Source organism: Nocardiopsis sp. CC223A, assembly GCF_030766825.1.
Classification (GTDB): domain Bacteria; phylum Actinomycetota; class Actinomycetes; order Streptosporangiales; family Streptosporangiaceae; genus Nocardiopsis.
In genome coordinates, this window is sequence record NZ_JASFDV010000010.1 from 51,662 (window position 1) to 76,935 (window position 25,274).

Sequence of the window (25,274 nt, forward strand, 5' to 3'; positions counted from 1 at the left end):
GGGGAGCACGAACCTCCGGCGTTCTCGGAGGGTATCCCCGAAAACACCGCCCATGGAGACCGGGTTCCTTTCGTGATCAAGGTCGGGACTTTGGTCCCGGCGTTCCGGGCGGCCCGAAAACGGGGCGGACCCGTGAAGGGCCCGCCCCGGGTGTCCCGGAGGTCACTCCCGCCCCCGGGCAGGCGGCTACTCGACCGGCTTCAGGTCACCCTGGATGAGCGACAGGATGACGTGGTTGTCCATGTAGATCTGGTTCTGCGACGCCGGGTGGTCGTCGTCGAACTTCGCCACGCGGACCCCCTCCAATGCGGGGGCCAGGTACTTGTAGGTCCAGACCGGGATGCGCGGCAGCAGCTCGTTGAAGACGATCGCCATCGTCCGCACGGCCTCGACCTGCTCCTCCTCGGTGGGCGCGGTCTTGGCGACCTCCACCAGGGCCTCCAGGTCCACCTCGCCCTGGCTGGGGCTGTCCACCTTGAGGTCGAAGTCCTGGCCCGGGGTGTCCCCGGTGCGCGCGTTCTCCACCAGGAAGTTCATCTGGAAGGCGCCCCAGTAGGACGGGATCTCCGGGTTGCCCCAGTGGCGCACGGCCACCTCGAAGTCACCGGCGGCCCAGATGCCCCAGGGGTTGTCGGCGGGGACGTTGGACGCCGTGGTCTGGATGCCGAAGTCGTTCCACGCCTCCTCCACCTGGGTGGCGGTGAGCTCGAAGTCGCCCCAGCCGACCACGCCGACGACCTCGAAGGAGGCCGGCTCGCCGTCCGGCAGGTGCCAGATCCCGTCCTCCTTGGTCCAGCCCGCCTCCTCCAACAGCTCGGTGGCCCTGTCGTGGTCCAGGTCGTAGGTGGCGAACCCGTCCAGCTCCTCGGCGCTGAAGACCTGCTCGGCCTGCATGTCCACCAGGCCGGCGTAGTAGTTGACGCGGGTGTAGGCGTCCCCGCGCGCGACCTGGCCGATCTGGTCGCTGTCCAGCAGGTGGGCCAGCGCGTGGCGGACGCGGACGTCCTTCAGCTCCGGCTTCTTCTGGTAGTTGAACATCAGACCGCAGCCGTCGTAGCCGGGGTGCTCGATCCAGCGCAGGCCCTCCACACTCCGGAACGCCTGCTGGTCCGCCGCGGAGGTGGCCAGGGTGGAGTAGTCCACCTCTCCCTGCTGGATGAGCAGGGAGGCCTGCCGGTTGTCCCCCTTGTGGATGACGACCTCGTCGAAGGCGACCTCGGTGCCCTGGTAGCCGTCCTCGTTGCGCACCAGGGTGATGCGCGCGTCGGCGAGCTGGCCCGGATCGAACTTGTACGGACCGCTACAGATGATGTCGTCGGGGTTGAACGCGATGAACTCGGCGTTGAACTCGCTGTGCTCGTCGTCCCCCTGGCGGACCCCGTCGGCGACCATCGCGATGGCGCGCTCGCCGAAGTCGCCGTAGGTGGACTTGCAGAAGAGGCGGTGGTCGATGACCTGGAGTTCGATACCAGGGAACGGGTCGTCGAAGCGGGCCCGGACACTGAGGTCGTCCAGCTTCTCCAGTTCGGTGATCTGCGGGAAACCGATGGACCAGGCCGGGGCCTCCAGGACGCGAATGGCGAAGTTCTGGTGCAGGTCGTCGGCGTTCAGATCGGTGCCGTCGCTCCACTTCAGACCGGGGCGCAGGCTGACGATGAGGTCGTCGCCCTCCCAGACCGCGTTCTCCATGAGCAGGTAGTCCCACTCGTGGGTCTCCCAGTTGTAGAACCCGCCCGCGGGCAGGAACAGGTCGGCGTAGACCGAGTTCATCAGCAGCGCGCCGTCCTCCACGGCCACGTTGCGGGTCTGGGCGTCGATGTCGTAGTCGTAGACGCCGGTGAACTGGCCCGGGACGGCGTTGGCCGCGTTGTCGCCGCCGGCGCAGGCCGACAGGACGCTCGCGCCCGCGACGCCGACGGCGCCGAACCCGACGGTCTTGAGGAGTCTCCTGCGGCTGAGGTCCCGCAGGAGTGCGTTGCGGTCGGGGGTGGGGGTCATTCCTGACGCTTCCTTTCGATGAGGACGGCGAGCAGTCCGAGGGAGAGCACGGTCAGGCCGATCACGACGGTGACGACGCTGATCACGAACTCGGCTGTGCCGGGGGGGTTCAGCAGGGCCGTGAGGCCGGCGGCCAGGGCGAGGAAGGCTCCGATGAGCAGGCCGGAACGGCCGATGAGGAGCATTCGTTCACCCCTGGCCGACCACGTGGCAGGCGAGCAGCCGGTCGTGGCCGCGCACCAGTGGTGGTCGTCGGGTGTCGCACGCCCCCGGGGTGTAGAGGGGGCAGCGCGGGTGGAAGTCGCAGCCGGGGGGCAGGGCCGTCAGGTCGGGGATGTCCGCGCTGCGCAGCCGGACCCGCTCCCTGGTCCGGGCCAGGTCGGGGTCGGGTTCGCAGACCGCGGAGATGAGCGCCCGCGTGTAGGGGTGCCGCGGGTCGTTGACCACCCGGGGCGTGGGGCCGTGTTCGACGACCTTGCCCAGGTACATGACGGCGATCTCGCCGTCCCAGGCGAAGTACTTGGCCACCGCCAGGTCGTGGGTGATGAACAGGAAGCCGACGCCCAGGTCGTCGCGCAGCCGCCCCAGGGTGTTGAGCAGGCTGACCCGGATGGAGACGTCGAGCATGGAGGTGGACTCGTCGGCGATGATCACCTCCGGGTCCATCGCCAGGGCGCGGGCGATGGCGACGCGCTGGCGCTGGCCGCCGGACATCTGGTGCGGGTACTTGTCGATGAAGTCCGCGGCCGGGGTGAGGTCGACCCGCTCCAGGAGCTCGGCGGTGACCCTGCGGGCCGCCTTGTGGTCGGCGACCATGCGGTGGCGGCGCAGCCCGGCGGAGACCGTGGAGTAGACGGTGCGCACCGGGTTGAGGGAGGCGTAGGGGTCCTGGTGGATGTACTGGACCGAGCGCCGGAACGCGGAGCGTTCCCTCTTGTCCATGGCGGTGATGTCACGGCCGCGGAACCGCACCGACCCGGCGGTGGGGTCGGCCAGCCCGGCCGCCATGCGGGCGGTGGTGGTCTTGCCGCAGCCGGACTCCCCCACCAGGCACAGGGCCCTGCCCGGGCGGATCTCCAGGTCGACCCCGGCGACGGCGGGCACGTCGCCGCGCGCGCCGGGGAAGACCTGGTGCACGCCGCGCAGGCTCAGCAACGGGGCGGGACCGGGGGCGGCCGGGGCGGGCACGGGCACGGAGCGGTCAGTCACGGGTGGCCCCCTCGGCGGCGAGTTCACGGGAACGCAGGCAGGCGGCGGCGTGGCTGAGGCCGCCGCCGCGGGTGTGCAGGACCTCCAGTTCCGGGCGGGTCTCGCGGCACCGCTCGACGGCGTGTCGGCAGCGGGGGGCGAAGGAGCAGCCCGGGGGAAGGGAGGACAGGCCGGGCGGACCGCCGGGCAGGGACTCGGGGACGACCAGGTCACCGCTGACCGGGGGCACGGAGTTGATCAGCGCCGAGGTGTAGGGGTGGCTCGGCCGGTGGAAGATGTCGCGGGTGGTGCCGGTCTCGATGAGGCGGCCCGCGTACATCGTCCCGACCCGGTCGGCGAGTTCGGCGGCCAGTCCCAGGTCGTGGGTGATGAAGAGCATCGAGAAGCGCAGTTCCTCGCGCAGCTCGGACAGGCGCTCGACGATGGCCTGCTGGGTGAGCAGGTCCAGGGCGGTGGTGGGCTCGTCCAGGATGAGCAGCTGCGGTTTCAGCGCCAGGGCCAGGGCGATGAGGGCGCGCTGGCGCATGCCGCCGGACAGCTCGTGCGGGAAGGCGCCCAGGACCCGGGCCGGGTCCAGCCGGACCATCTCCAGCAGGGCGGCCGACTCCTCGCGGATCCCGGCGCGGCGGCGGGCCCGGCCCCTCTCGTGGGCGCGGAAGGTGTCGAGGAAGTGGTCCTCGATCCTGAGCACCGGGTTGAAGGCGTTCATCGCGCCCTGGAAGACCATGGCGGCCTCGCTCCAGCGGAACCGGCGCAGCTCCTCCCTGGCCAGGGAGCGGACGTCGACGGTGCGCCCGTCCTTGCGGCGGAAGAGGATCTCCCCGGCCGAGACGACTCCGGTGCGCGGCAGCAGCCGCAGCAGCCCCAGGCCCAGGGTGGTCTTGCCGCAGCCGGACTCCCCCACCAGGGCCATGGACTGGCCGGGGTGGAGGTCGAAGGAGACGTCGTGGACGGCGGTCGACCGGGAGCGTCGGCCGGTGCGGTAGCCGACGTCGACGCCGCGGACGGAGAGCAGGGGCCCCTGGGGCGGGGCCGGTGCTGCGGGGGAAGCGGTCACGTGGCTCACCTGTCCCGGAGTCGTGGGTTGAGGGCCTGTTCCAGGGACCGGGTCATGGTGACCAGGCCGATCTGGAAGAGCATGATCATCACCATCGGGGCGACCAGGAACGGTGCGGCCGCGGGGACCAGGAAGGCGTTGTTGTCCCAGGCCTGCTGGATCATCAGCCCCCAGTTGGCGGCGGTGCTGGGCAGCAGTCCCAGCAGGTACATGCCGACGACGGCGTAGATGGCGTTGGTGATCGCGATGATGAAGTTGACGAAGATGTAGCCGGCCATGTTCGGCAGCACCTCGGTGAAGAGGATGCGGGCGGTGCCCAGGTCCTGTAGCCGGGCCGCCTCGACGAACTCGCGTTCGCGCAGGGTGAGCACCTGGGCGCGGATGGAGCGCATGAGGTAGGGCCAGGTGACCAGGCCGATGATGAAGGCGACGACCATCGGCGACGCGGTGCGGTAGAAGGACGCCACGACCAGCATCAGGACGATGAACGGGATGGTCATCGTGATGTCGGTGAGCTGGAGCAGGAAGTGGTCGATCCGGCCGCGCACGTATCCGGCGACGCCGCCCAGTGCGACGGCGATGGCGACGGTGATCAGCGCGGCGACGATGCCCACCCAGATGGGTTCGCGGCCGCCCAGGACCAGCTGGACGAAGGTGTCCTTGCCCTCGTGGTTGGTGCCGAGCCAGTGCTCGGAGGTGATCGGCCCCCAGATCTTGGTGACGTCGGTGGGGTTGTGGGTGTCGACGAAGAAGGGGCCGACGAAGGCGAAGAGGAGGACGCCCACGACGATGCACAGCCCGATGAATCCGCTGGTGCTGCGGGTGACGCCGTGCCAGATGGCGCCCCAGACCCCGGCTCCGCCGGGGGCGGCGGTGCTGACTGCCATGGTCTCCTACTTCCGGATGCGCGGGTCGAGCCTGCTGTAGAGCAGGTCGGCGACGAGGTTGGCGGCCACCACGCAGGTGGTGAGGACGACCAGGAGTCCCTGGAGGAGCGGGTAGTCGCGGTACTCGACCGCGTCCAGCAGCAGGCCGCCGATGCCCTTGTAGACCAGGACCTGCTCGACGAAGATCGCGCCGCCGACGAGGGTTCCGAAGGAGATGGCGATCTGCGCGACCAGCGGCAGGATGGCGTTGCGTCCGACGTAGGACGTCGCGATGCGGCGGTCGCGCAGGCCCCGGGCCCGGGCGACGGTCACGTAGTCCTCGCTCAGGACCTCGGTGGTGGAGGCCTTCATGACGAGCATCCAGGTGCCGATGATGGCGAGCACGTAGGTGAAGATCGGCAGTCCGGCGTGGTAGAGGGCGTCGCCGAGGAACTCCGCGTTGAACCCGGGTTCGACCCCGGGGCTGAGGGTGCCGCGCAGTGAGATGGGGTTGAACCAGCTCAGGTACATGCCGCCGCCGACGACCAGCAGCATCGCGATGAGGTAGTTGGGGATGGCGCCCAGGACCGAGGCGACGACGCTCAGGACGTGGTCCAGCAGGCGGTTGCGGCGGTAGGCCATCACCATGCCCAGTGCCAGGCCCAGGGTGATGGAGACGAGGGTGCCGGCGCCGATGCTGAACAGGGTCCAGGGCAGGTAGGCGGCGATGGACTCGGCGACGGAGAACCCGGGCCGGTTGATGGTCATGCCCATGTCGAAGGTGACCAGGCCGACGATGAAGTCCCACCACTGCGCCCACAGGGGCGCGTCGGGGTCGTAGGCCAGGGAGTTGGCGGCGATGATCCGCGCCTCCTCCAGGCTCATCCCGCCCTGGGTGAGGCGGCCGGCCATGACGTCAATGGGGTCGCCGGGCATGGCGCGGCCGAGGAAGAAGGTCACGTTGGCGACGACGAAGACGACGACGACCGCTTTGCGGACCTTGACCAGGGCGTAATGGCGCCAGAGCCGGAGGTGCGGGGAGAGGGGGGCGCCGTCGGGGGGCGGCGCCGCGGTCCCGGCTTCCGGCGGCGGTGGCGGTGCCGCGGTTTCGGTGGCCACGGGTCTCCTTCGAGCGGGGAGGTGGGGCTGTCGGAGGGGGCGGGGGCTCGGCGGGGGTGAGCGGAGGGTGTTCGGAATGCGCCCGACCCGTTCTATTAGGAAACTTTCCTAATAGAACGACAAAGTAGCCCGAAGTGTGTGGCGGACACCACCCTCGTGACCAAACGGCGTCCTTCGCGCGATGCGATCGGCATAGCAAAAGTCACGAAAAGTACATATGGGCATGAACTCCAATTCATCGGGTGGCCGGATCGTGCCACCGCCCGCAATACATGACTTTTGTCAGTGTTCATAGCGAATCGGAGGTACGTACGGTTACCGGGCCGATGCACACCCCCTCGGAGCCGCCCCCGCGGCCCGGGCCGGAACAGCAAAGGAACCCCCGTGCGCAGAGCACACCGACCGATCGCCGTGGGCACCCTGGTGTCCGCTCTGACCCTGTCGCTCGCGGCGGCCGCCCCGGCCGCCGCCGAGCCCGCCGACCCCCTGACCGTGTTCCACGAGCAGGAGGTCGAGTGGGCCCCCTGTGAGGAACGGCTCCTGGAAGGACTGGACTGCGCCTGGATCGAGGTGCCCCTCGACTACGCCGACCCCGGCGGCGAGCGGGCGTCCATCGCGATCAGCCGCCGCCGCGCCACCGATCCCGGGCAACGGCGCGGCATCCTGCTGACCAATCCCGGCGGCCCCGGAGGATCGGGCCGGTACATGCCCATCGAACCCCGGCCCGACCTCGGGTTCGACTACGGGTTGGGCACCCAGCGCGTCGCCGAGGTGTACGACGTCATCGGGATGGACCCGCGCGGCAGCGGCGCCTCCACCCCCTACCTCGACTGCGGCACGGACTTCCCCCTCCCGTCCCCGCGCCCCGACGACGACGGGTTCTCGGCCGTCACCCGGGAGGCCATCGCGACCCAACGGGCCTGCGAGAGCGCCCACGGCGACCTCATCCCGCTCATGACCACGGCGAACACCGCGCGGGACATGGACGTGATCCGCGCCGCCCTGGGCGAGGAGCGGACCTCCTACTACGGGGTGTCCTACGGCACCTACCTGGGAGCCGTGTACGGCAGTCTGTTCCCCGAACGGCTGGACCGCAGCGTCCTGGACTCCTCCGTCCTGCCCGAGGGCATGTGGCGGGAGCTCTTCCGCACCCAGAATCAGGCCTACAAGGCCAACGTGGACCGTTACACCGAGTGGGTCGCCGAGCGCCACGACACGTACGGGTTCGGGGCCACCCCCGAGGAGGTGCTGGCCACCGTCGAGGAGACCCGCGCCCGGCTGGAGGACGAACCCCGGGACGACGTCCCCGGCCTGCCGGAGGGCACGCCCTTCACCGCCGAGGACTTCGACTTCTACATCGGGTCGGCGTCCCGGAGCCAGATGTACTGGGACCTGGTCTCGATCGAGCTCGGGTTCTTCGTGAACGACGTGCCCTTCCCCGGGTACGAGGCCCCCGAGTACCCCGACCCCGAGGTGGAGCTCTCCAACGACTCGCTGCTCATGGCGGTGAGCTGCGAGGTCGAGTGGCCCTCGCGCCTGTCGGACTACTACCGGGACATGCGCGAGGCCCGCGAGTACAACCCGTACGGCATCGGCGCGATCTGGGACTCCCCGCAGCCCTGCACGTTCGCCTCGCGGGCACCGGCCGAACCGCTGGTGGAACTGGAGCGCGAGGGCTACGCCCCGGGTCTGGTGATCGCGGCCGAGTTCGACGCCAACACCGTCTACGAGGGCGGACCGCTCATGGCCGACCGGCTCGGCAACGCCCTCGTCACCATCACCGACGAGGGCGGGCACGGGTTCTACGGGATGCCCGGCCACGACTGTGCGACGGCGGCCGTGGACGCCTACCTGGTGGACGGTGCGGCTCCGCAGGACACGACCTGCGCCGGGCTGCCCCGGCCACAGGACGCCCCGTCGGTCCGGCGGGCACCGGAGGCGCGGGAGGCCGGGGCGGTCATCGCCGAGGTCATGTCCGAGCGCGGGGACCCGCTCCCGGTCCGGCGGCCCGGCATCGGCTGACCCGCACACGGGAACGGCCCGCACCGCCGGTGAACTGGTCCCCAGAAGTCGGACCGGTGATCGAGAGGCCAGGCCACAAGGGCCTGAGCCCGGTATCGGACCGGGCTCAGGCCCTCAAGCCGTGTGCGGATGCGCTCGGTGTCGTACCGGTGGACGTACTCCCCGGAAGCGGAACCGATTTCTCAGTCCGACTTCCGGGGAGCAGTTCAGTGCGGTGCGGGCCGTACGCCGCGGAGCACGTCCTACAGGTTGCTGCCTTCCAGGGTGCCGGTCGTGTCGCCCGCGGGGTCGTAGATCAGGCACAGCACCTCGCGGTCGCCCGCCGCCCACCCGTCCTCGGTCGGGAAGAGCGAGGTGAAGTAGAGCTCGGAGTCGTAGTAGTCGATGCCCACGAAGGGCTCGAACGCCGCCTCGCACAGCCCGTTGGCCGTGTCGGAGACGGAGGTCTCACCGGGGTAGGAGCCGGACTCGGCGATGTTCTCGACGTGGTAGACCTCGTAGACGTGCGGCTCCGCGCAGTCGATCTTGGGCACGGACGAGATCGAGTCCTCGTCCGCACCGAACTCGGTCAGGCAGTCGCCGAGGTAGATGTCGAAGACGTCGGTGTCCTCGGGGTCCATCGGGACCTCCGGGGTCTCCGCGGGAGTCTCTTCCGGGGTCTCCACGGGAGTCTCGGTCACCTCCGGGGAGGGGACCACCTCCGCGCCGGGACGCAGCGCCGGAGGCAGCAGCATCTCGGGACTGCACGCCGTCAGCGACAGTGCCGCGCCGACGACCAGGGGGCCGAGCACGAGACGCCCGTAGGGCGAACGGCGCAATTCCGACAACATGGCGACTCCAACAGGGGTTCCTTGGCACTTGTCGCCGACGGACCCGGCGACACTTATCCAGATGCGCCGGGGACGATCGTGGTTCCCGGTCCGAATGGAAAAATCCCGGCCCACCCGGTACGGGCGGGCCGGGCGGGAGGCTAGCGGGCGGCGCCGGCGAGGGTGCCGGTGACCATCTCGCCGTTGGTGATGAGGTAGCAGACGATCTCGCGGTCGTCCATGGCGGTCCAGCCCTGCTCGATCGGCGTGAGAAGGCTGAAGTAGATCTCCGACTCCTCGTAGGCGATGCCGACGAACTCCTCGAACTCGGCCGTGCAGACCTCTTCGCCGGTGGCGTTCAGGGACTCGGTGCCCGGGTAGTCGCCCTCGGGCAGCACCTCGATGTGGTAGACCTCCGCGTCGTGCTCCTCGGCGCAGTCGACCGTCGGGATACCACTGACCTCTTCGCCGCTGAAGGAGGCGTTCATCTCGGCCTGGGTGAAGCAGTCGCCGACCTCAAGCTGGAAGACGTCGTCCTGGCCGCTCGCGGCACCCAGCAGGCCGGTCACCGCACCGCAGCCGGTGAGGGCCACCGCGGCGGTGCCGGCCATCAGGGACAGGCCCAGTGCGCGGGGGAAGGAGGGGGAAAGCGACATGGGGACACTCCGGAGGATGTGGTGTGTTAGGGGAAGGGCCGGCCCGAAACGGCGGCGAGACAACATTTCACCAGGTGGGGGCCGGTGTCAATCCGTTTGTGGGAGATGCCCGGAGAGGGTGGGGTCCGGCGGGTCCGGCCGGCCTGCTTCCTTCGGGCCCGTGGGGGATGCGGTACAGCACAGCACGGGGTCACGACATTTCCCGTGTCCCCCGGGAGCGGGGTCCGGGACCCCGGGGATACGGGAAGGCCCCCGGTCCGTGACCGGGGGCCTTCCCGCAGTGTGCGTCATCAGGGACTCGAACCCCGAACCCGCTGATTAAGAGTCAGCTGCTCTGCCAATTGAGCTAATGACGCTGGTCGTCCATGCGCGGTCGGCGCCGCGCTGCGACCTGGTCGATCCTACCTGATCCACCGGAGGCCGTCGCGCCGCCAGGGCCGTGATCCGGGCCACCGCGACGCGGCCGGAGGGCCGCGACGTGATCGACCCCGGTGGAAGGTCACACCTTCTGCCGGGGCCGTTCGCCGTGCGTCATCAGGGACTCGAACCCCGAACCCGCTGATTAAGAGTCAGCTGCTCTGCCAATTGAGCTAATGACGCCAGTCGTATCCGGGGACCGGGCCCTGTGGGCCGTGCTCCCCGCGACGTCGTTAACTCTAGCAGGACTCACGGAGTGGTCGCGAACCGTTTGTCCGGCCCCCCACGCGGGTCAGGAGAAGGCCAGGACCAGCGCGACGACGACCGCGACGGCCGCGATCACACCGACGCCCGCGAGGACGAGCGGCAGGACGGGGCGGCGCTCGGGCGCCTCCGGTTCGGGGTTCTCATCGACGAAACGCTGGAAGTGCTGTGTGGCCCCGGCGGGGTCCTGATTCGGATCGTTGTTCTGTGTCATGGGATCGACACTAGCGACTCGTGTGACCCGTGAGCACCGCTGCAAACGAATTCGGGCTACATCACAGGTCCCCGCGACCGTTCACTTCGGTGAAAGGCGAACGTAAGAGGTCACCGCCAGACTCGTCACCGGCGGGCCGGAACGACCGGTACTTCCCCGCGGCCGCGACGGCCCTCCCGGGCCCGGCGCGCGAGTGCGCGGTCACACCGCGCACGGGCCGTGTGCCGGGTCCGTCCGCGCCGCTCCCCCGGCCGCACCGGCCGCCGCCCCCCTGCGGCTTCCCCACCTCATCCGGGAAACCCGAGGTCCGCGGGCTTCGGTACTTGCCGCGGAGCCGACCGCTTGGAATCCTGGAATCTCCCGCTTTTTCCCTTCCGCGCGTTGACTCTGCACCAAGACCGAAAGAAACTTTCCTCCATGGCGCACATTCCGAAGCCCACGGAAGGCCGAGTGGAATCAGGGATCCCACAGGTCCCCACCACCGTGCTCCGCATCCGTTCGCTGCTGCCCTCGCTGGCACCGGCCGAACGACGGGTCGCCCAGCGCATCATCGACGACCCGGAGCGGGCGGCGGCCTCCTCCATCACACAACTGGCGAAGGACTGCGCGACCTCCGAGGCCACGGTCATCCGCTTCTGCCGGACCATCGACTTCAGCGGGTACCGGGAGCTGCGCCTGGCGCTGGCCACCGAGGCCGGGCAGGCCCGCGGGGCCCGCACCACCGGGGCGCCCGAACCCGACGGGGACATCAACCCCGACGACACCCTGGTGACCGTGGTCCAGAAGATCGCCTACACCGACGCCCGCGCGGTCGAGGAGACCGGCGCGGCCCTGGACGTCGAGGTGCTGCGCACCGTCATCGACACGATGGCGTCCGCCCGGCGGATCGACGTCTACGGAGTGGGGGCCAGCGCGTTCGTGGGCGCCGACCTCCAGCAGAAGCTGCACCGGATCGGACTCGCCTCGTTCGCCTGGTCGGACGCGCACGTGATGCTCACCAGCGCGGCCCTGCTGGACGAGCGCGACGTGGCCATCGGCATCTCGCACAGCGGCTCCACCATCGACACCGTGCAGGCGCTGACCGAGGCCGGGCGCCGGGGCGCGCGTACCGTGGCCATCACCAACTTCCCGCGCTCGGCCATCGGGTTCGCCGACCACGTGCTGACCACCGCGGCCCGGGAGACCACCTTCCGGTCCGGGGCGACCGCCAGCAGACTGGCCCAGCTGACCGTGGTGGACTGCTTGTTCGTGGGGCTGGCCCAGAGCCGGTACGCCGACAGCAGGGCGGCCCTGGAGACCACCGCCGAGGCGGTGCGGGGACTGCGCATCAACGACGACCGCAAACGTCGCCGGGGCCGGCCCGACGACAGGACCACCGACGAGTGACCGTGAGGACATACGGCCGGACGGGTGACCGTGAGACCGTGACCTCATAGGACGCGGCCCCGCCCCCGAAGGGCGCCGGGCACGGCGGAGGAGAGGCCGTCGGCCGCAGGCCGGCCCTTCGGGGCGGGTGGTGGGCGACCGGCGGGCGGGGCAGAGGGCAGAAGCGGGTGCGGCCCCGGCGGCGGACCGGGGAGCGGACGGGAAAGGAACGGCAGCGGGTGCGGACCGAACAGGAGAGCGCTGTGGAGCACTACGGCGGGGAACCGCCCCCGGCCGACCCGTCGGCCCCCGGGGCGCCCCCGGGCGAGACGGTGATCGTGCGCGCCCCCACCGAGGCCCGCAACCCCCGCACTCTGGACATCGACCGGCTGTCGGTCCTGGAGGTCCTGCGCCGGATCAACGCCGAGGACGCCACCGTGCCCGCCGTGGTGGAGGCGGCCCTGCCGGAGCTGGCGCGGGCCGTCGAACTGGGGGTGGCCGCCCTGGAGAGGGGGGCGGCCATCCACTACTTCGGTGCGGGCACCTCCGGGCGCATCGCCGCCCAGGACGCCGCCGAGCTGCCGCCGACCTACGGGGTGCCGCCCGAGTGGGTGGTGTCCCACCACGCGGGCGGCGGTGCGGCCCTGGTCCGCGCCGTGGAGGGCATCGAGGACGACTGGGGGTCCGGGCGCTCGGACGCCTCGGGGCTGGCCCCCGGGTCGCTGGCGATCGGGCTGGCGGCCAGCGGCCGCACCCCGTACGTGGGCGGAGCGCTGGAGGCGGCCCGGGAGCGGTCCGCCGCGACCGTGCTCATCAGCGCCAACCCCCGGGCCCCGCTGGCGGACCGGGTGGACGTGCACGTGGGCATGGACACCGGCGCCGAGGTGATCGCCGGATCGACCCGGATGAAGGCGGGGACCGCCCAGAAACTGGCGCTGAACGCGTTCTCCACCGCCGTGATGGTGCGGATGGGGTACACCTACTCCAACCTCATGGTGGGCGTGGACGCCTCCAACGGGAAGCTGCGCGGCCGGGTGGTGACGATCCTGGCCCAGGCGACCGACGCCGACGAGCAGACCTGCGCGCGGGCGCTGACCGCCGCCGGGGGCGACACCCGCACGGCGCTGGTGTCGCTGCTGGCCGGAGTGCCGGCCGCCGCGGCCCGGGCGGCGTTGGCCCAGGCCCGCGGGCGGGTCCGGGACGCCCTGGCAGAGCTGTCCTGAGTCACTCCCCGTCTTCCCGGGCGGCGTCGAGGGCGTCGTCGACGGCGGTCTCGTAGCGGCCCAGGAAGGTGGGGTCGGGGCGGAACACCGCGGTGCCCAGGGCGGCCACCGCAGCGGGGACCTCCCGCGCCCAGCCGTAGCGGGTGGCCCAGACCCGTTCCCGGGCGGCGGCGTCGGCGACGCCGACCGTGTCGATGCCCGCCGCCCGGCACAGGCTCACCGCCCGGGGCAGGTGGAAGTCCTGGGTGACCACGGTCGCCTCGGTCACCCCGAACACCTCGCGGGCGCGCACGCACGACTCCCAGGTGGAGAACCCGGCGTAGTCGGCCGCGATGTGCTCGGCCGGGACGCCGGCGGCCACGAGGTGGTCGCGCATGGTGTCGGTCTCGTTGTAGTGCTCCACGCTGTTGTCGCCGCTCACCAGCACCACCTCGGCCTTGCCGGCGAAGTACAGGTCGGCGGCCAGCTCCAGCCGCCGGGCCAGCACCCGGGTGGGGAGCCCGTCGTCGCGCACCCCGGCGCCCAGGACCAGGGCCACCGGCCGCTCGGGCACGTCGGCGACGCTGGCGTGGCGGTACCCGGAGGTCCCGGCGACCACCCACACGAACGGGGCGAACGCCGCCACCAGGGCGAGGGCGAACAGCGGGAGCAGGAGGCGCCGGCGGCGGCGCGGCCGCTTCCCGGCGGTCGCGTCGGAGGTCTCGGCGGAGGAGCTCTCGGTGGAGGCTGCTTCGGAGGTCGTCACACCCGGGAGACGAGTGGGAACGGCCCGGGGTTCCGCCCTTCGCGCACCGGCCGTCATCGGTGTGCGCGCGGTGGCGGGCGTCACTAGGGTCGGGGGCATGTCACACCCCGAGAACCACGAACTCCCGCCCCGGCTGCGGGCCCTGGCCGACCTCATGCCCGGCGCCATGCGCGACGGAGCGGGCATGCACGAGTACGACGGCCGCATCGCCGACCTCTCCCCCGCGGGTGTCGAGGCCGCCCTGGAGACGCTGGGCGGCGCGGCTCTTGAGGATCCCCACGACGAGGCGCACCTGGCCGCGTTCGAGGCCGAGGCCCGGTATGCGCTGGGCGAGGCGCTACAGCACCGTGCCAACCCCCTGTACCACCTCGGGGAGCTCGACATCTCCGGCTACGACCGGGACTACGCCCCCGAGGCCGAGCGCCGCGAGGCCCGCGACGCCCACCTGGCGCAGTGGCCGCTCGGAGTGGACAACGCGATCGCCGCCCTGGACCGGATTCCCGCCCCGGTGGCGCGTTCCCTGGTCGGCGCCGTACGCGGGCTGGCCGAGGGGCTGCCCGAGGACGTGCCCGCCCGGCTGCGCGAGACCGCGCTGGCCGCGCACGCCCGCCTGGTCGCCCATGTGGAGCGGGCCGCCGAGGAGGGGCCCGAGGACGCCTCGCTGGGCGCCGAGGGGCTGGCCCGGCTGATGGGCACCGGGGAGGCCCTGGCGGTCGACCCCGAGGAGCTGGCGGAGCGGGCGCGGACCGAGCGCGACCGGCTGCGGGCGCGGCTGGCCGGGGCGGTCGGCCGGATCGCGCCCGGCGGGGACGTCATGACGGCGGTCCGGGAGCTGACCGCACAGGGCCCGAACGGCGACGAGGTGCTCGACGCCGCCCGCCGCTGGACGGAGCTGGCGCTGGAGTTCACCGCCGAGCGCGGCCTGGCTCCCTACGGCGACGGCGAGTGCCGGGTGGACCTGTCCCCGCCCGCCCACCGCTGGGCCACCGCGATGATGTCCTGGTCCGGGCCGTGGGAGGCGGACACCCCGTCCTTCTACTACATCACGCCGCCCGACCCCGCCTGGGGCGAGGCGGAGACCGCCGAGTGGCTGGAGATGTTCAGCGACACGACGCTGCCCGCGGTGAGCGTGCACGAGGTGGCCCCCGGGCACTTCTCGCACGGGCGGGCGCTGCGGCGCGCCCCCGGCCCGGTGCGGCGGGCGCTGCACTCGATGGCGTTCGCCGAGGGCTGGGCGCACTACGTCGAGGAGATGATGCTGGAGGAGGGCTTCGGGGCCTACGCCGCCGAGCGCTCCGGCGTCCGGGGGTGGACCGCCGACCACTACGAGGTGGGTGTGTGGGTGGAGGCCCTCATCCGGGTGACCCGGCTGTCGGTGGCCATCGGCATGCACACCGGGGCCATGACGGTGGAGGAGGCGGCGGCGCTGTTCTCCGAGGACACCCCGCTACAGGGCCCGGCGGCGCTGTCGGAGGCGCGGCGGGCCACGTTCGACCCCACGTACGGCCGGTACACGTGGGGCAAGCTGGAGATCCTGCGGCTGCGCGAGCAGGCCCGCGGGCTCTGGGGGGCGGAGTTCTCCCTGGGCCGGTTCCACCGGGCCCTGCTGGACCTGGGCTCCCCACCGCTCGGGCTGATCGGCGCCGCTCTCGAACAGGGTTAGCGGGCGGGGCCCGGCCCCGGGGACGGTCGCGGCCGTCCCCGGGGCCGAACACGGCTCCGGTCCGCAGGGGTGCCCGCGGAACCGGGCGGGGGTCAGCGGCCGCCGCCGAACAGGCGGCCGAAGAGCCCGCCCTGCGGCGGCTCGGGGGCGGCGGGGGCGGACGGCTCCACCACCTCGGGCTCCAGCTCAACGCCCACCGAGGTGCGGAACTCCTCGGGGTCCTCCGGCAGCCCCCAGGCCGCCAGGACCTCCCGGAACCCCGCGTCCTCCCAGGCCTGGGCGGGCAGCTCGGCGATCGCCCACATCACCTTGAGGGTCTCCTCGTCGTACTCGGCGTTGAGGTGGTCCTCGGCGGTGGACCCCTGGGTGCGCGGGCCCAGGACCAGCTCCAGCCCGGCCGCGGTGACCAGGGCGCGCGAGTCCTCCTCGCCCTTGATCAGACCGGGCAGGATGTCCAGGCGCAGGCGGCGGGCGCGGTCGCCCGCCCGGCCCAGCGCCAGGAAGCCCAGGACCTGCGGCGAGCGCTCGCCGCAGTGCGGCCACGACTCGTTGAACAGGCCCTCGTAGCCGCTGGTGGTGCCGCCGCCGCGGCCGATCCGGCGCAGCGCCTCGCGCGGGGTGTTGCGGCCGTGGATCATCACCATCGCCACCGACGCGGCGAAGGAGTTGTACAGGTTGCCGCCGGCCATCTGGTGGGTGAGGGCGACGGTGAGGTCGATGTCGTCCGGTCCGGCCAGCGCGCCCAGCGCGAACAGCTCCGCGGGCAGCGGATCGGAGCCGCCGACCAGGGCCTGGTCCATCATGTCGCGCAGGCTGGAGGGCGCCTGGCGGGCGGGGCGCAGGTCCTTGGCGAGCAGGATCTGGGAGGCGCCGGTGATGCCCGCGACGATCCGGTCGGCGTCGGGGGTGAGGAAGGCGAGCAGGTAGGAGGCCCACTCCCCGGCCCGGTCCATGCCGCCGCGGTTCTCCGCGCCCTTGAGCAGTTCCAGCAGGTCCGGGACGCGGGCGCGGATCGCCTCGAAGGTGTCCAGCTCGGCCTGGAGCAGGGCCGGGCCGTCGGGCAGTTCCAGGACGTCGAGCCGGTTGCGCATCCGGCGCCGCTGCTGCTCGTCGGGGGCCTCCTCCACCCAGGACCGGTACTGCTCGATGACCTTCCCGATGTCGGTGGAGGTGATCCAGGCCACCTCGTCGCGCCACTGCGCGAGGTCGCGGGGCTCGGGGAACAGGTCCTCGGCGTGCGCGGAGACCAGTTCCAGCAGCAGGCTCAGCGGGCGCCACCGGTCGGTGGCGGGGGTCTGCTCGGAGCAGGCGGCGTCGACGAGGAAGTCCACCGCTCTGGGGGCCGCCCGGTGGCCGGGGGCGGGGAACTCGATGATGTCGTGCAGTTCGGACAGGGCGGTGTCGCTGCCGGTGACCCCGGCCAGCAGGGAGGCGATGCGCTCGCCGCCCTCCGGGGCCAGGGCCGTCCAGTCCACGCTGTCGGGGTCGGCGTGCGCGTCGTTCGGGGTCGCGTTCATGCCCCCCAGTATCGCGGGATCAGGGGCCGGTCCGGGCGGGGGCGGGCCGCAGGACGGCGTCGCGCAGGGCCTTGACGGCGGCCCCGGCCTCGCGGGCGTACCCGATGACGGTGGAGCGGCGGCGGGCGCCCATGCTGGGGTCGCCCACGCCGACGGCGTCGATCCCGGCGGCCCGGGCCAGGGCGACGGTGCGGGGCAGGTGGAACGACTGGGTGACCATGGTGGCGGCGCGGACCCCGAACAGGTCGCGGACCCGCACGCAGGTGTCCCAGGTGCGGTAGCCGTGCGGGTCGGCGTCGATCCGGTCCGCCGCGACCCCGTGGGCGACGAGGTAGGCGGCCATGGTGTCGGTCTCCCGGCGCGATACCTCGCGGTTGTCGCCCGAGACGATGACGCGCTCCACCCTGCCCTCGGTGTACAGGCGCACGGCCAGGTCCAGGCGGCGGGCCAGCAGCGGCGAGGGGCCCTCGGCCCAGGCGGCCGCGCCCAGGACGACGGCGACCGGCCGGTGCGGGACGGTCTCCACCGTCCGGAGGCGCCCGGCGGAGGCGGCCGTCAGCCAGATGTAGGGGCTCAGCGCGACCGCGCACGCCCCGGCCGCCACGATCCACACCGACACCGCTGTTCCCCCGTCCGTTCCGGCGCCCCCGCGCGGGGGCGCACCCCATGATGGCAGCCCGCGGGTCCCGGTGGCCCGGGCCGCGTGGTCCGGGCGGGGCCGGTCACATGCCGAAGAGGGCGGACCAGGAGAAGGAGCGGCGGTGGCCGACCTGGAGGGTACCGCCGTGGCAGGTGCCGGTGATGACGAAGTGCGGGGCGGGCGGCCGGGGGATGGCGTCGGCGTCCACCTTCAGGCTCCCCAGCCAGGAGGTGTCCGCGGCGACCTCGGCGGTGGCCCTCTCGGGCAGGATCACCTCGGCGCCGCCCCAGGACACCTCCAGGTGGACCTCGACGCGCTCGTGGGGGATGTCGGCCTCGCGGAAGTCGAGCCGGGTGCCCCCGTACCTGTTGCGGACCTCGATGCGGCGCGGTACCTGCCAGCGGCCCTTGCGGACGACGCCGTCGCCGTCGGAGCGGACGATCATGACGTCCTCGGGGCGGACGGGGCCGGCCGACCGGTCGTCGGCCACGACGGGGCCGGGGCCGGCGGCCGCGCCGGGCGCGCCGGGCAGGTCGGCGGTGACGGGTTCGAGGTCGGCGTAGGTCTTGGCGCCGAGGGCGGCCTCAAGCCGCTCGTCGAGTTCGTCGAGGGTGATGCGCCCCTCGGCCGCGGCGTCCCTGAGCATCTCGGCCACCTGGTGGCGTTCGGCATCGGAGACCCGCAAACGGGTTCTGTCCTCGGAGACCACGACCGCACCGTTCCTTCCGTCGTACCGGTGGTCCAACGGTAGAGCACGGCCGCCGTGCAGAGGGAATGAGAATGTCCCGTCCCGCACGCTTTGGTGCGGGCGGGGCCGGGGTACCGGTCTGTCAGGGCGTGTGCCCGCGAGTGGTCAGGACTCTGCCGGGGTAGGACGGACCCCGGCAGAGTCCTGGACCGCACGGATGGCACGCGGCCCTCTCCCCTGTGCGTTACACGATCCCGCGCCCGGACGGCTCTGCACAGAGCGTGTCCGAAACCGGCCACTACGTGAAATGTCCCCGGAAAGCCCGTCTGCACCTGTGGGTGCCTTGGTGACCGTTCTTCCTCCGGGTTTTCGGTCGACCGGTTCTCAGCAGCCCATCCCACATCGGTGTTCCCGCGAACCCCGTCGGGATCAGGCATTGTCTCCGTGCGCTACCGAATTTCGGACAGCTGATAAACACCTTTGAGGACATCGTCGACTTCCACAGAACCGCAGGTCGGCGGGCACCCGTCCGCACAGTCGGAGAATGTTCGGGGGATGACTCGAACAGGCTTCCGCAGAACCCCCTCCCACCTGGGACGACGAACCCCCCGAAAAGCCCCGGGAACCCGACGGGAATCGGCCCGTGAGCGGCGTTTGCCGGAATTCCGCAGAGAGCATGTTCACAGGTGAGAGGGATCGCCGGCCCGGCCCCTCCGCCCCGACACCGCCCGCTCCGAACGCCTAGGCCCCGAGCCGTCACCTGGTCGAAGACCGGAGGAGACCCACGACGTGTCCGCCCTTGCGATCGCCCCGACCTTCCTCAGCGACTTCACCCGCCTCACACCCGACGTCCAGCTCGACACCCTGGCCGTGATGCGCGCCTACCAGGCCGGGGAACGGCCCGACCTGGAGCCCGTGGCGGACGCCGCCGACCCGCGGGTCCGGATCGTCGGCATCGCCCCCGACTGGTCCGGTGTCGTCGTCCCGGCACCCGCCGACGATGAGCCCGACGACGGGTCCGGCGACGGGTCCGGAGAACACCCGCGGACCCGCTACCGCCTGCTCACCGTGCTGCCGCGCGAGGAGGCGCTCCGCTTCGCCCGCCGCCTGCTCCCGGCGTCCCCGGAGATCGTCCCGCTCGGTCCCGGCGCCCCGGCCGACCCGCGCCCCAGCGGCCCGCCCGAGCTGGCCGGAGCCCTGCGCGCGCCCTTCCGGCAGTGGCAGGTCACGCTCCACCCGGACCAGCACCGGATCACCGAGGCCCACTACAACGGCGCCGTCCAGATCACCGGCGGCCCCGGCACCGGCAAGACCGTCATCGCCCTGCACCGGGCCGCCCACCTGGCCGAACGCGACGCCGCCGCGCACCCCGAGGACCACCGCGAGTCGGTCCTGCTGACCACCTACAACCGGGCCCTGGCCCAGTCCCTGTCCGACCGCCTCGACCAGCTGCTGCCCGACCCCGGGGTGCGCGCCCGGGTCCGGGTGGCGACCATCGACAGCCTCGCCCGCTCCGTGGTGCAGGCGCACGGTGTCCCGCCGCGCCTCATCGGCAAGGACGACCTGGCCCGCCGCTGGCGCGCGGTGGCGCTGGCCGACGGGCTGCCCTTCTCCGGCCGCTTCCTGGTCGACGAGTGGGAGCAGGTCATCCTCGCCAAGGGGCTGGAGCTGCTGCCCGAGTACATCCGCTGTGAGCGCAGCGGCCGGGTGCAGCACCTGGCACCCGAGCACCGGCGCCAGGTGTGGGAGACCATCCGGCGCTACGTCGGAGCCATGCGGGTGGAGGGGCTGTGGTCCTACCCGCAGCTGGCCGCGGAGGCCGCCCGCGTCCTGGGCCGCGGTGCGCCGCTGTTCCGGCACGTGGTGGTCGACGAGGCGCAGGACCTGCACCCGACCCAGTGGCGGATGCTGCGCGCCGCCGTTCCCGAAGGCCCCGACGACCTGTTCATCGTCGGCGACCCGCACCAGCGGGTGTCCGACAACCGGGTCTCGCTGGCCTCGCTCGGCATCAACGTGCGCGGGCGCGGCCACCGGCTCCGGGTGAGCTACCGGGTCACCCAGGAGATCCTCGACTGGAGCATGCCGATCCTGGGCCGCCGGGCGGCGCTGGGCATGGACGACGACGCCGACACCCTGGCCGGTTACCGCTCGCTGCTGCGCGGTCCGGCGCCGGTGGTGCGCGGCTGCGCCGACCGCGCCGAGGAGCTCACCGCCCTGGGCGACTGGGTGCGGGTGTGGCTGGAGGCGGGGGTCGACCCGACCGAGATCGCGGTGGCCGGACGCAACCACTGGGTGGTGCGCGGGATCGCCAAGGAGCTGACGGCCCGGGGCGTCCCGACCGCGCCGCTGGAGGAGTCCGGCGGCCCGGAGGCGGTGCGCGTGGGCACGCTGCACCGGCTCAAGGGCCAGGAGTTCCGCTGTGTGGCCCTGGTGGGGGTCGCCGACCACCTGCTGCCGCCCAAGGCCGCGATCGAGGCCGCCGACGGCGACCAGGTGGCCCTGGAGCACGCCTTCCAACAGGAGCGGACGCTGCTGTTCACCGCCTGCACGCGGGCGCGCGACGCCCTGTACGTGTCGCACGTGGGGCGGCCGAGCCGGCTGATCACCGAGGGCCGCTGACCCCTGCCTCCGGGCCGAACAGGGCGGGGCGCCGCGCGATCCGCGCGGCGCCCCGCCGTATCTCCCGGCCGGTCAGCCCGCGTACCGGCCGTTCAGGTCGGTGATGTTCATCCGGTCGGTGGCCGCCATCGGGCTGGAGACGTCGACGTCGGTGACGAACATGTACGGCAGCAGCAGCGGCGGCGGGAAGTCCGGGGTGAAGGTGATCGGGATGGGGATTCCGAAGATGTCGACCTTCATCCGGGTGACGTGCATGACGACGTCGCCGTCCAGGGTCATGGACGGCAGGCCCAGGCTCATCCGGGTGCCGTACTCCTGGAACCACAGGTCACCGTTGGTCACCTCGGCCCGGTTCATGGTGAGCCGGAGGTAGCGCTGGGGGCCGTTCGCGGTCGGGCACTCCACGACGCCGTCGTAGCGGGCACCGCTCATGGTCAGCACGTCGGCGGTCAGCCCGGAGGTGCGGACCGAGCCGCGGAAGCAGTCGTAGTCGGCGTCGACGGCGACCTCGGGGAGCTCGTCGGTCTCCTGGGCGGCCCGGCAGTCCAGGACCGCTTCGACGAACTCCTCCTCCGTCCGGGCCTGCGCCCCCTCGCCGGTGCGGAACTCGCATTCGGCCGGGTCGACCCCGGGCTCCTCCTCGGGCTCCTCTTCCTCTCCTTCCCCTTCTTCCCCTCCCTCCTCTGCGGGGTCCTTCTCGGGGTCCTCGGTCCCGGGGTCCCCGGTTCCGGGGTCCTCGGTCCCCGGTCCATCCGGGGCGGGGTCGCCGGGCGAGGGGGACGGTGACGGGGAGGGGGAGACCGGGGCGGAGGGATCGTCGGCGGGCTGCTCCTCGCCCCCGCCGTCCGGGAAGAACCAGTCCCAGGGCCAGCCCAGGGCGGGTGCGGGGGCCGAGGCCAGGACGAGGGCGGCCGCCAGGGGCAGGGCGAGGGCGGTCAGAGGACGGGTTCCGCCCTCGGCGCCGCCGGTCGCGGGCAGTTCGTCGGTGTCGGCGGCGTCCACCGTGTCATCGGCCGGGGCCCCCGCCCGTCGGCGCCCGCGCGGGCGCCGACGGGCCTTGGGACCCCATGCGAACACGAGCGACCCGCCGACGATACCGAGCAGCATGCCGATGACGAACCCGCCGAAGTTGGAGGTCACGAAGGTCACCAGGGCGAGCAGGACCCCGACCACCCCGAAGAACGTGTGCTGGGCGGGCTGGACCCAGCTCAGCACACCGAGCACGATCATCAGCGCCGCGATGAGGGTGCCGGAAACGCCGGCGATGCCGGCGTAGATGATCAGGTCGATCGGAAGGACGAGGGTCTGCGCGGCCGGGGCGACCAGCAGCTCGATTCCGGCCGCGATGAGGATGACGCCGCCCCAGAACGGGCGGCCGTGCCGCCACCGGCGGAACCGTCCCCATCCCGAGCGCAGGAGGGTCAGTGCACGGGTCATGGGATCAGAAGCACTCGTGGTTTCCGGGCTTGACCGCCAGTCCCAGCCCCGACAGGCGCAGGGAGCCGGAGGTGACGGCCCAGGTGGTCAGTTCCATGTCGGAGATCGTGATGCTGTCGGACTGGAGACCGAAACCACCGGCCGGGCCCTGGCCGCCCTCGGCCCTGTCGAGGGTGCTGGCGTCCCGGCCGATCTCGATCTCGCCGAACTCGGCGTTGCCCTGGAGCTGTTCGATGTCGATGACGAGGTTGGTGCCCTCGACCGGGGTGGCCTCGCCCGCGGTGATGACCAGGGTGGCCTCACCGATCGGCAGGTCCCAGAGCGAGGACAGGCAGAGGTCGTCGATCTCGGCGGTGTTGATCGCCGACAGGCCGACCGGGCGGCCGGTGCCGTCCACGGACGTGGCGACATCGCCGTACTGCGTGAAGCCGTCGCCGACCAGGCTGTCGGCGGAGAGCTTGAAGCTGTCGCCGGAGACGGCGAACGAGGCGGCGAGCAGGCCCTGCGTGGTCATCCCGCCGAGCACGGCGGCGGCGGCGAAGCCGGGCACCGCCACGAGGGCGAAGCGACGCCAACGGGTGCCACGAGAACCTTCGTGCTGCTCAGGCGCGTCCTGGGACACCTCAGGCGTCTCCTCGGAAGCCTTGGGCATGGAAACCTCCAGTGGTCCGCCGCCCGGGGGCGGCGTGGGGGAGAGGAACTTGCGCCGATGCACGCCTCGCGTGTTACATGGAACACACCTTACTCGGCGGTAGTGACGAACATTACAATAGTTAATGTCACATTTCTAGATGGCGCAAAGAATGTTGCGGACCTGTAGCCGGCGCACTACGGGCCGACCGCAACCGACCCGATAGCGAGCAGCACGTGCCCCGAGAGCGCAACGCGAACTCCCCCGCCACCACCGACAAGGCGACCGGACCGACCGAGGACGACCGCTTCGACTACGACGTCGTGGTGATCGGATCCGGCTTCGGCGGATCGGTCGCCGCCCTCCGCCTCACCGAGAAGGGTTACCGTGTCGGCGTCCTGGAGGCAGGGCGCCGCTTCACCCCCGAGACCCTGCCGTCCTCGTCCTGGGACGTGAAGAACTTCCTCTGGGCGCCCCGGGCCGGGCTGTACGGCATCCAGCGGATCCATCTGCTGCGCGACGTGATGATCCTGGCCGGCGCCGGGGTCGGCGGCGGTTCCCTGAACTACGCCAACACGCTGTACCACCCGCTGGACCCGTTCTTCGAGGACCCGCAGTGGAGCCACATCACCGACTGGAAGTCGGAGCTGGCCCCCTTCTACGACCAGGCCCGGCGCATGCTGGGCGTGCGCACCAACCCCACCGTCACCGCCTCCGACCGCCACCTCAAGGCGGTCGCCGAGGAGATCGGCGTGGGCCACACCTTCCGGCTGACCCCGGTCGGCGTCTGCTTCGGTGACGGCCGGGACGGGTCGGGGGCCGAGGCCGCCCCCGGCGAGTCCGTGGGCGACCCGTACTTCGGCGGGGCCGGGCCGGACCGCAGGGCCTGCCTGGAGTGCGGCGAGTGCATGACCGGCTGCCGGCACGGGGCCAAGAACACGCTGACCGAGAACTACCTGTACTTCGCGGAGCGTGGCGGCGCCGAGGTACACCCCCTGACCACGGTGGAGCGCATCCGCCCCCTGGCCGACGGCGGGTACGCCGTCGACGCCGTCCGCACCGACGCACCCCGGCGCAGGGAGAACGCCCGCACGTTCACCGCCCGCCAGGTCGTGGTCGCGGCCGGGACCTACAACACCCAGACCCTGCTGCACCGGATGAAGGACGCGGGGCTGCTGCCCCGGCTGTCGGACCGGCTGGGCACGCTCACCCGCACCAACTCCGAGGCCCTGGTGGGCGCGATGAGCCGCCACGTGCCGTGGAAGGAGGACCTGACCCACGGCGTGGCCATCACCTCCTCCATCCACCCCGACGAGAACACCCACATCGAGCCGGTCCGCTACGGCAAGGGCTCCAACGCGATGGGCCTGCTCACCGCCATCCAGGTGCCCGGCGGCGGCCGCGTCCCCCGCTGGGTGCGGTTCCTGGGCCGGGCGGTGCGCAACCCGGTGGTGTTCGCCCGCAGTTTCTCCAGCCGGCGCTGGTCGGAGCGGACCATCATCGGCCTGGTGATGCAGTCGCTGGACAACTCGCTGACCACGTCGGTCAGGAGGGGGCCGTTCGGCGGCCGGAAGACGCTCACCTCCCGGCAGGGGCACGGCGAGCCCAACCCCACCTGGATCCCGGCGGGCCAGGACGCGGCCACCCGGCTGGCCGAGCGGATCGACGGCTTCCCGGGCGGCACCGTCGGCGACATCTTCAACATCCCGATGACCGCGCACTTCCTGGGCGGCTGCCCGATCGGCGACAGCGCCGAGAGCGGTGTCATCGATCCGTACCACCGCCTGTTCGGGTATCCGGACCTGCACGTGGTGGACGGGGCGGCGGTCACCGCGAACCTGGGTGTGAACCCGTCGCTGACGATCACCGCGCAGGCCGAGCGCGCGCTGTCGATGTGGCCCAACAAGGGCGAGGAGGACACCCGACCGGCCCAGGGGGAGGCCTACCGCCGGGTGAAGCCGGTGTTCCCGCACTCCCCCGCGGTGCCCGCCGGAGCCTTCGCGGAGCTGCGGTACACCACCCCGCTGCCACTGTCCGTCGCCGGGACCGCGCCCGAGGAGAAGGCGGCCGAGGGCGCCGAGACGGCCGGTTCCTGACCGGCCCCCCCGGGGGGCT

General features: G+C 72.1%; 21 protein-coding genes, 2 tRNA genes and 1 pseudogene. 6 read left to right on the forward strand and 18 right to left on the reverse strand.

Annotation, left to right across the window (positions count from 1 at the left end; all coding sequences use genetic code 11):
• Nucleotides 1–186 precede the first annotated feature (186 nt).
• The 6 genes from QJS33_RS06085 to QJS33_RS06110 are packed head-to-tail and all read right to left on the reverse strand — an operon-like array spanning nt 187 to nt 6,249.
• On the reverse strand, nt 187–1,998 hold the full coding sequence (locus QJS33_RS06085) for an ABC transporter substrate-binding protein (protein ID WP_306366865.1): 1,812 nt from the start codon (nt 1,996–1,998) through the stop codon (nt 187–189).
• Nucleotides 1,995–2,183, reverse strand: coding sequence for a hypothetical protein (locus tag QJS33_RS06090; protein ID WP_306366866.1), 189 nt, complete (start codon nt 2,181–2,183; stop codon nt 1,995–1,997). The genes QJS33_RS06085 and QJS33_RS06090 overlap by 4 nt, the downstream gene beginning before the upstream one ends.
• A gap of 4 nt (nt 2,184–2,187) precedes the next feature.
• Nucleotides 2,188–3,207, reverse strand: coding sequence for an ABC transporter ATP-binding protein (locus QJS33_RS06095; RefSeq protein ID WP_306366867.1), 1,020 nt, complete (start codon nt 3,205–3,207; stop codon nt 2,188–2,190).
• Complete coding sequence (locus tag QJS33_RS06100; RefSeq protein ID WP_372339597.1) at nt 3,200–4,264, reverse strand: ABC transporter ATP-binding protein; 1,065 nt, start codon at nt 4,262–4,264, stop codon at nt 3,200–3,202. Before QJS33_RS06100 ends, QJS33_RS06095 begins: the two co-directional genes overlap by 8 nt.
• A gap of 5 nt (nt 4,265–4,269) precedes the next feature.
• Nucleotides 4,270–5,151 (reverse strand): ABC transporter permease, encoded by an 882-nt coding sequence (locus tag QJS33_RS06105; protein ID WP_306366869.1) that lies wholly within the window; start codon nt 5,149–5,151, stop codon nt 4,270–4,272.
• Between the two features lie 6 nt (nt 5,152–5,157).
• Nucleotides 5,158–6,249 (reverse strand): ABC transporter permease, encoded by a 1,092-nt coding sequence (locus QJS33_RS06110; protein ID WP_306366870.1) that lies wholly within the window; start codon nt 6,247–6,249, stop codon nt 5,158–5,160.
• A gap of 384 nt (nt 6,250–6,633) precedes the next feature.
• On the opposite strand from QJS33_RS06110, the gene QJS33_RS06115 reads away from it, so the two are divergent.
• Nucleotides 6,634–8,271, forward strand: a complete 1,638-nt coding sequence (locus QJS33_RS06115) for an alpha/beta fold hydrolase (protein ID WP_306366871.1) — start codon at nt 6,634–6,636, stop codon at nt 8,269–8,271.
• Nucleotides 8,272–8,360: 89 nt separating this feature from the next.
• On the opposite strand, the pseudogene QJS33_RS31365 reads toward QJS33_RS06115, so the two are convergent.
• The 6 genes and pseudogenes from QJS33_RS31365 to QJS33_RS06140 all read right to left on the reverse strand — a co-directional run.
• Nucleotides 8,361–8,450: pseudogene (locus QJS33_RS31365) on the reverse strand (IS3 family transposase); the annotation flags it as partial.
• 63 nt (nt 8,451–8,513) lie between these two features.
• A complete protein-coding gene (locus tag QJS33_RS06120; protein ID WP_306366872.1) occupies nt 8,514–9,101 on the reverse strand; it encodes a septum formation family protein in 588 nt (195 codons plus the stop codon).
• Between the two features lie 140 nt (nt 9,102–9,241).
• Nucleotides 9,242–9,736 carry a septum formation family protein gene (locus QJS33_RS06125; RefSeq protein WP_306366873.1) on the reverse strand — a complete coding sequence of 165 codons (495 nt, stop codon included), beginning with the start codon at nt 9,734–9,736 and terminating at the stop codon, nt 9,242–9,244.
• A gap of 283 nt (nt 9,737–10,019) precedes the next feature.
• A tRNA-Lys gene (locus QJS33_RS06130) sits at nt 10,020–10,092 on the reverse strand.
• A gap of 171 nt (nt 10,093–10,263) precedes the next feature.
• Nucleotides 10,264–10,336: transfer RNA gene (locus QJS33_RS06135), tRNA-Lys, on the reverse strand.
• Between the two features lie 109 nt (nt 10,337–10,445).
• On the reverse strand, nt 10,446–10,631 hold the full coding sequence (locus QJS33_RS06140) for a hypothetical protein (protein ID WP_306366874.1): 186 nt from the start codon (nt 10,629–10,631) through the stop codon (nt 10,446–10,448).
• 417 nt (nt 10,632–11,048) lie between these two features.
• Here QJS33_RS06140 and QJS33_RS06145 point away from each other — a divergent pair, with 417 nt between their 5' ends.
• Both QJS33_RS06145 and QJS33_RS06150 read left to right on the forward strand, forming a co-directional pair.
• Complete coding sequence (locus QJS33_RS06145) at nt 11,049–12,017, forward strand: MurR/RpiR family transcriptional regulator (protein WP_306366875.1); 969 nt, start codon at nt 11,049–11,051, stop codon at nt 12,015–12,017.
• A 218-nt stretch (nt 12,018–12,235) separates the two neighbouring features.
• The gene (locus QJS33_RS06150) at nt 12,236–13,219 is read left to right on the forward strand and encodes an N-acetylmuramic acid 6-phosphate etherase (protein WP_372339598.1); all 984 of its coding nucleotides are present in this window, start codon (nt 12,236–12,238) and stop codon (nt 13,217–13,219) included.
• A gap of 1 nt (nt 13,220) precedes the next feature.
• On the opposite strand, the gene QJS33_RS06155 is transcribed toward QJS33_RS06150, so the two are convergent.
• Nucleotides 13,221–13,964 carry a vancomycin high temperature exclusion protein gene (locus QJS33_RS06155; RefSeq protein WP_306366876.1) on the reverse strand — a complete coding sequence of 248 codons (744 nt, stop codon included), beginning with the start codon at nt 13,962–13,964 and terminating at the stop codon, nt 13,221–13,223.
• 97 nt (nt 13,965–14,061) lie between these two features.
• Between QJS33_RS06155 and QJS33_RS06160 the strand changes: the two genes are divergently transcribed.
• Complete coding sequence (locus tag QJS33_RS06160; protein WP_306366877.1) at nt 14,062–15,627, forward strand: DUF885 family protein; 1,566 nt, start codon at nt 14,062–14,064, stop codon at nt 15,625–15,627.
• Nucleotides 15,628–15,719: 92 nt separating this feature from the next.
• Here the strand turns inward: QJS33_RS06160 and QJS33_RS06165 are convergent, their stop codons facing one another.
• The 3 genes from QJS33_RS06165 to QJS33_RS06175 all read right to left on the reverse strand — a co-directional run bounded on the left by QJS33_RS06165 (nt 15,720) and on the right by QJS33_RS06175 (nt 18,469).
• Nucleotides 15,720–17,144: a hypothetical protein gene (locus tag QJS33_RS06165; RefSeq protein WP_306366878.1), complete on the reverse strand. Its 1,425-nt coding sequence runs from the start codon at nt 17,142–17,144 to the stop codon at nt 15,720–15,722.
• Between the two features lie 19 nt (nt 17,145–17,163).
• Nucleotides 17,164–17,763, reverse strand: coding sequence for a vancomycin high temperature exclusion protein (locus QJS33_RS06170; protein WP_306366879.1), 600 nt, complete (start codon nt 17,761–17,763; stop codon nt 17,164–17,166).
• A 103-nt stretch (nt 17,764–17,866) separates the two neighbouring features.
• Nucleotides 17,867–18,469 (reverse strand): DUF1707 domain-containing protein, encoded by a 603-nt coding sequence (locus QJS33_RS06175; RefSeq protein WP_306366880.1) that lies wholly within the window; start codon nt 18,467–18,469, stop codon nt 17,867–17,869.
• Between the two features lie 792 nt (nt 18,470–19,261).
• Here QJS33_RS06175 and QJS33_RS06180 point away from each other — a divergent pair.
• Nucleotides 19,262–21,091 (forward strand): UvrD-helicase domain-containing protein, encoded by a 1,830-nt coding sequence (locus QJS33_RS06180; protein ID WP_306366881.1) that lies wholly within the window; start codon nt 19,262–19,264, stop codon nt 21,089–21,091.
• A 72-nt stretch (nt 21,092–21,163) separates the two neighbouring features.
• On the opposite strand, the gene QJS33_RS06185 is transcribed toward QJS33_RS06180, so the two are convergent.
• Both QJS33_RS06185 and QJS33_RS06190 read right to left on the reverse strand, forming a co-directional pair.
• Nucleotides 21,164–22,528 (reverse strand): DUF6114 domain-containing protein, encoded by a 1,365-nt coding sequence (locus tag QJS33_RS06185; RefSeq protein WP_306366882.1) that lies wholly within the window; start codon nt 22,526–22,528, stop codon nt 21,164–21,166.
• A 4-nt stretch (nt 22,529–22,532) separates the two neighbouring features.
• Entirely contained in the window at nt 22,533–23,180 is a 648-nt protein-coding gene (locus tag QJS33_RS06190) for a DUF6230 family protein (RefSeq protein WP_306366883.1), read from the reverse strand.
• Nucleotides 23,181–23,395: 215 nt separating this feature from the next.
• Here QJS33_RS06190 and QJS33_RS06195 point away from each other — a divergent pair, with 215 nt between their 5' ends.
• Nucleotides 23,396–25,255 (forward strand): GMC oxidoreductase, encoded by a 1,860-nt coding sequence (locus QJS33_RS06195; protein WP_372339599.1) that lies wholly within the window; start codon nt 23,396–23,398, stop codon nt 25,253–25,255.
• The last annotated feature ends 19 nt before the right edge of the window (nt 25,256–25,274 follow it).

What these genes read in the sequence shown, in the direction of transcription:
- QJS33_RS06140 (WP_306366874.1), bottom strand. Translation starts at nt 10,631, where the DNA reads ATGACACAGAACAACGATCCGAATCAGGACCCCGCCGGGGCCACACAG.
- QJS33_RS06125 (WP_306366873.1), bottom strand. Translation starts at nt 9,736, where the DNA reads ATGTCGCTTTCCCCCTCCTTCCCCCGCGCACTGGGCCTGTCCCTGATG.
- QJS33_RS06120 (WP_306366872.1), bottom strand. Translation starts at nt 9,101, where the DNA reads ATGTTGTCGGAATTGCGCCGTTCGCCCTACGGGCGTCTCGTGCTCGGC.
- QJS33_RS06145 (WP_306366875.1), top strand. Translation starts at nt 11,049, where the DNA reads ATGGCGCACATTCCGAAGCCCACGGAAGGCCGAGTGGAATCAGGGATC.
- QJS33_RS06105 (WP_306366869.1), bottom strand. Translation starts at nt 5,151, where the DNA reads ATGGCAGTCAGCACCGCCGCCCCCGGCGGAGCCGGGGTCTGGGGCGCC.
- QJS33_RS06185 (WP_306366882.1), bottom strand. Translation starts at nt 22,528, where the DNA reads ATGACCCGTGCACTGACCCTCCTGCGCTCGGGATGGGGACGGTTCCGC.
- QJS33_RS06165 (WP_306366878.1), bottom strand. Translation starts at nt 17,144, where the DNA reads ATGAACGCGACCCCGAACGACGCGCACGCCGACCCCGACAGCGTGGAC.
- QJS33_RS06085 (WP_306366865.1), bottom strand. Translation starts at nt 1,998, where the DNA reads ATGACCCCCACCCCCGACCGCAACGCACTCCTGCGGGACCTCAGCCGC.
- QJS33_RS06090 (WP_306366866.1), bottom strand. Translation starts at nt 2,183, where the DNA reads ATGCTCCTCATCGGCCGTTCCGGCCTGCTCATCGGAGCCTTCCTCGCC.
- QJS33_RS06160 (WP_306366877.1), top strand. Translation starts at nt 14,062, where the DNA reads ATGTCACACCCCGAGAACCACGAACTCCCGCCCCGGCTGCGGGCCCTG.
- QJS33_RS06190 (WP_306366883.1), bottom strand. Translation starts at nt 23,180, where the DNA reads ATGCCCAAGGCTTCCGAGGAGACGCCTGAGGTGTCCCAGGACGCGCCT.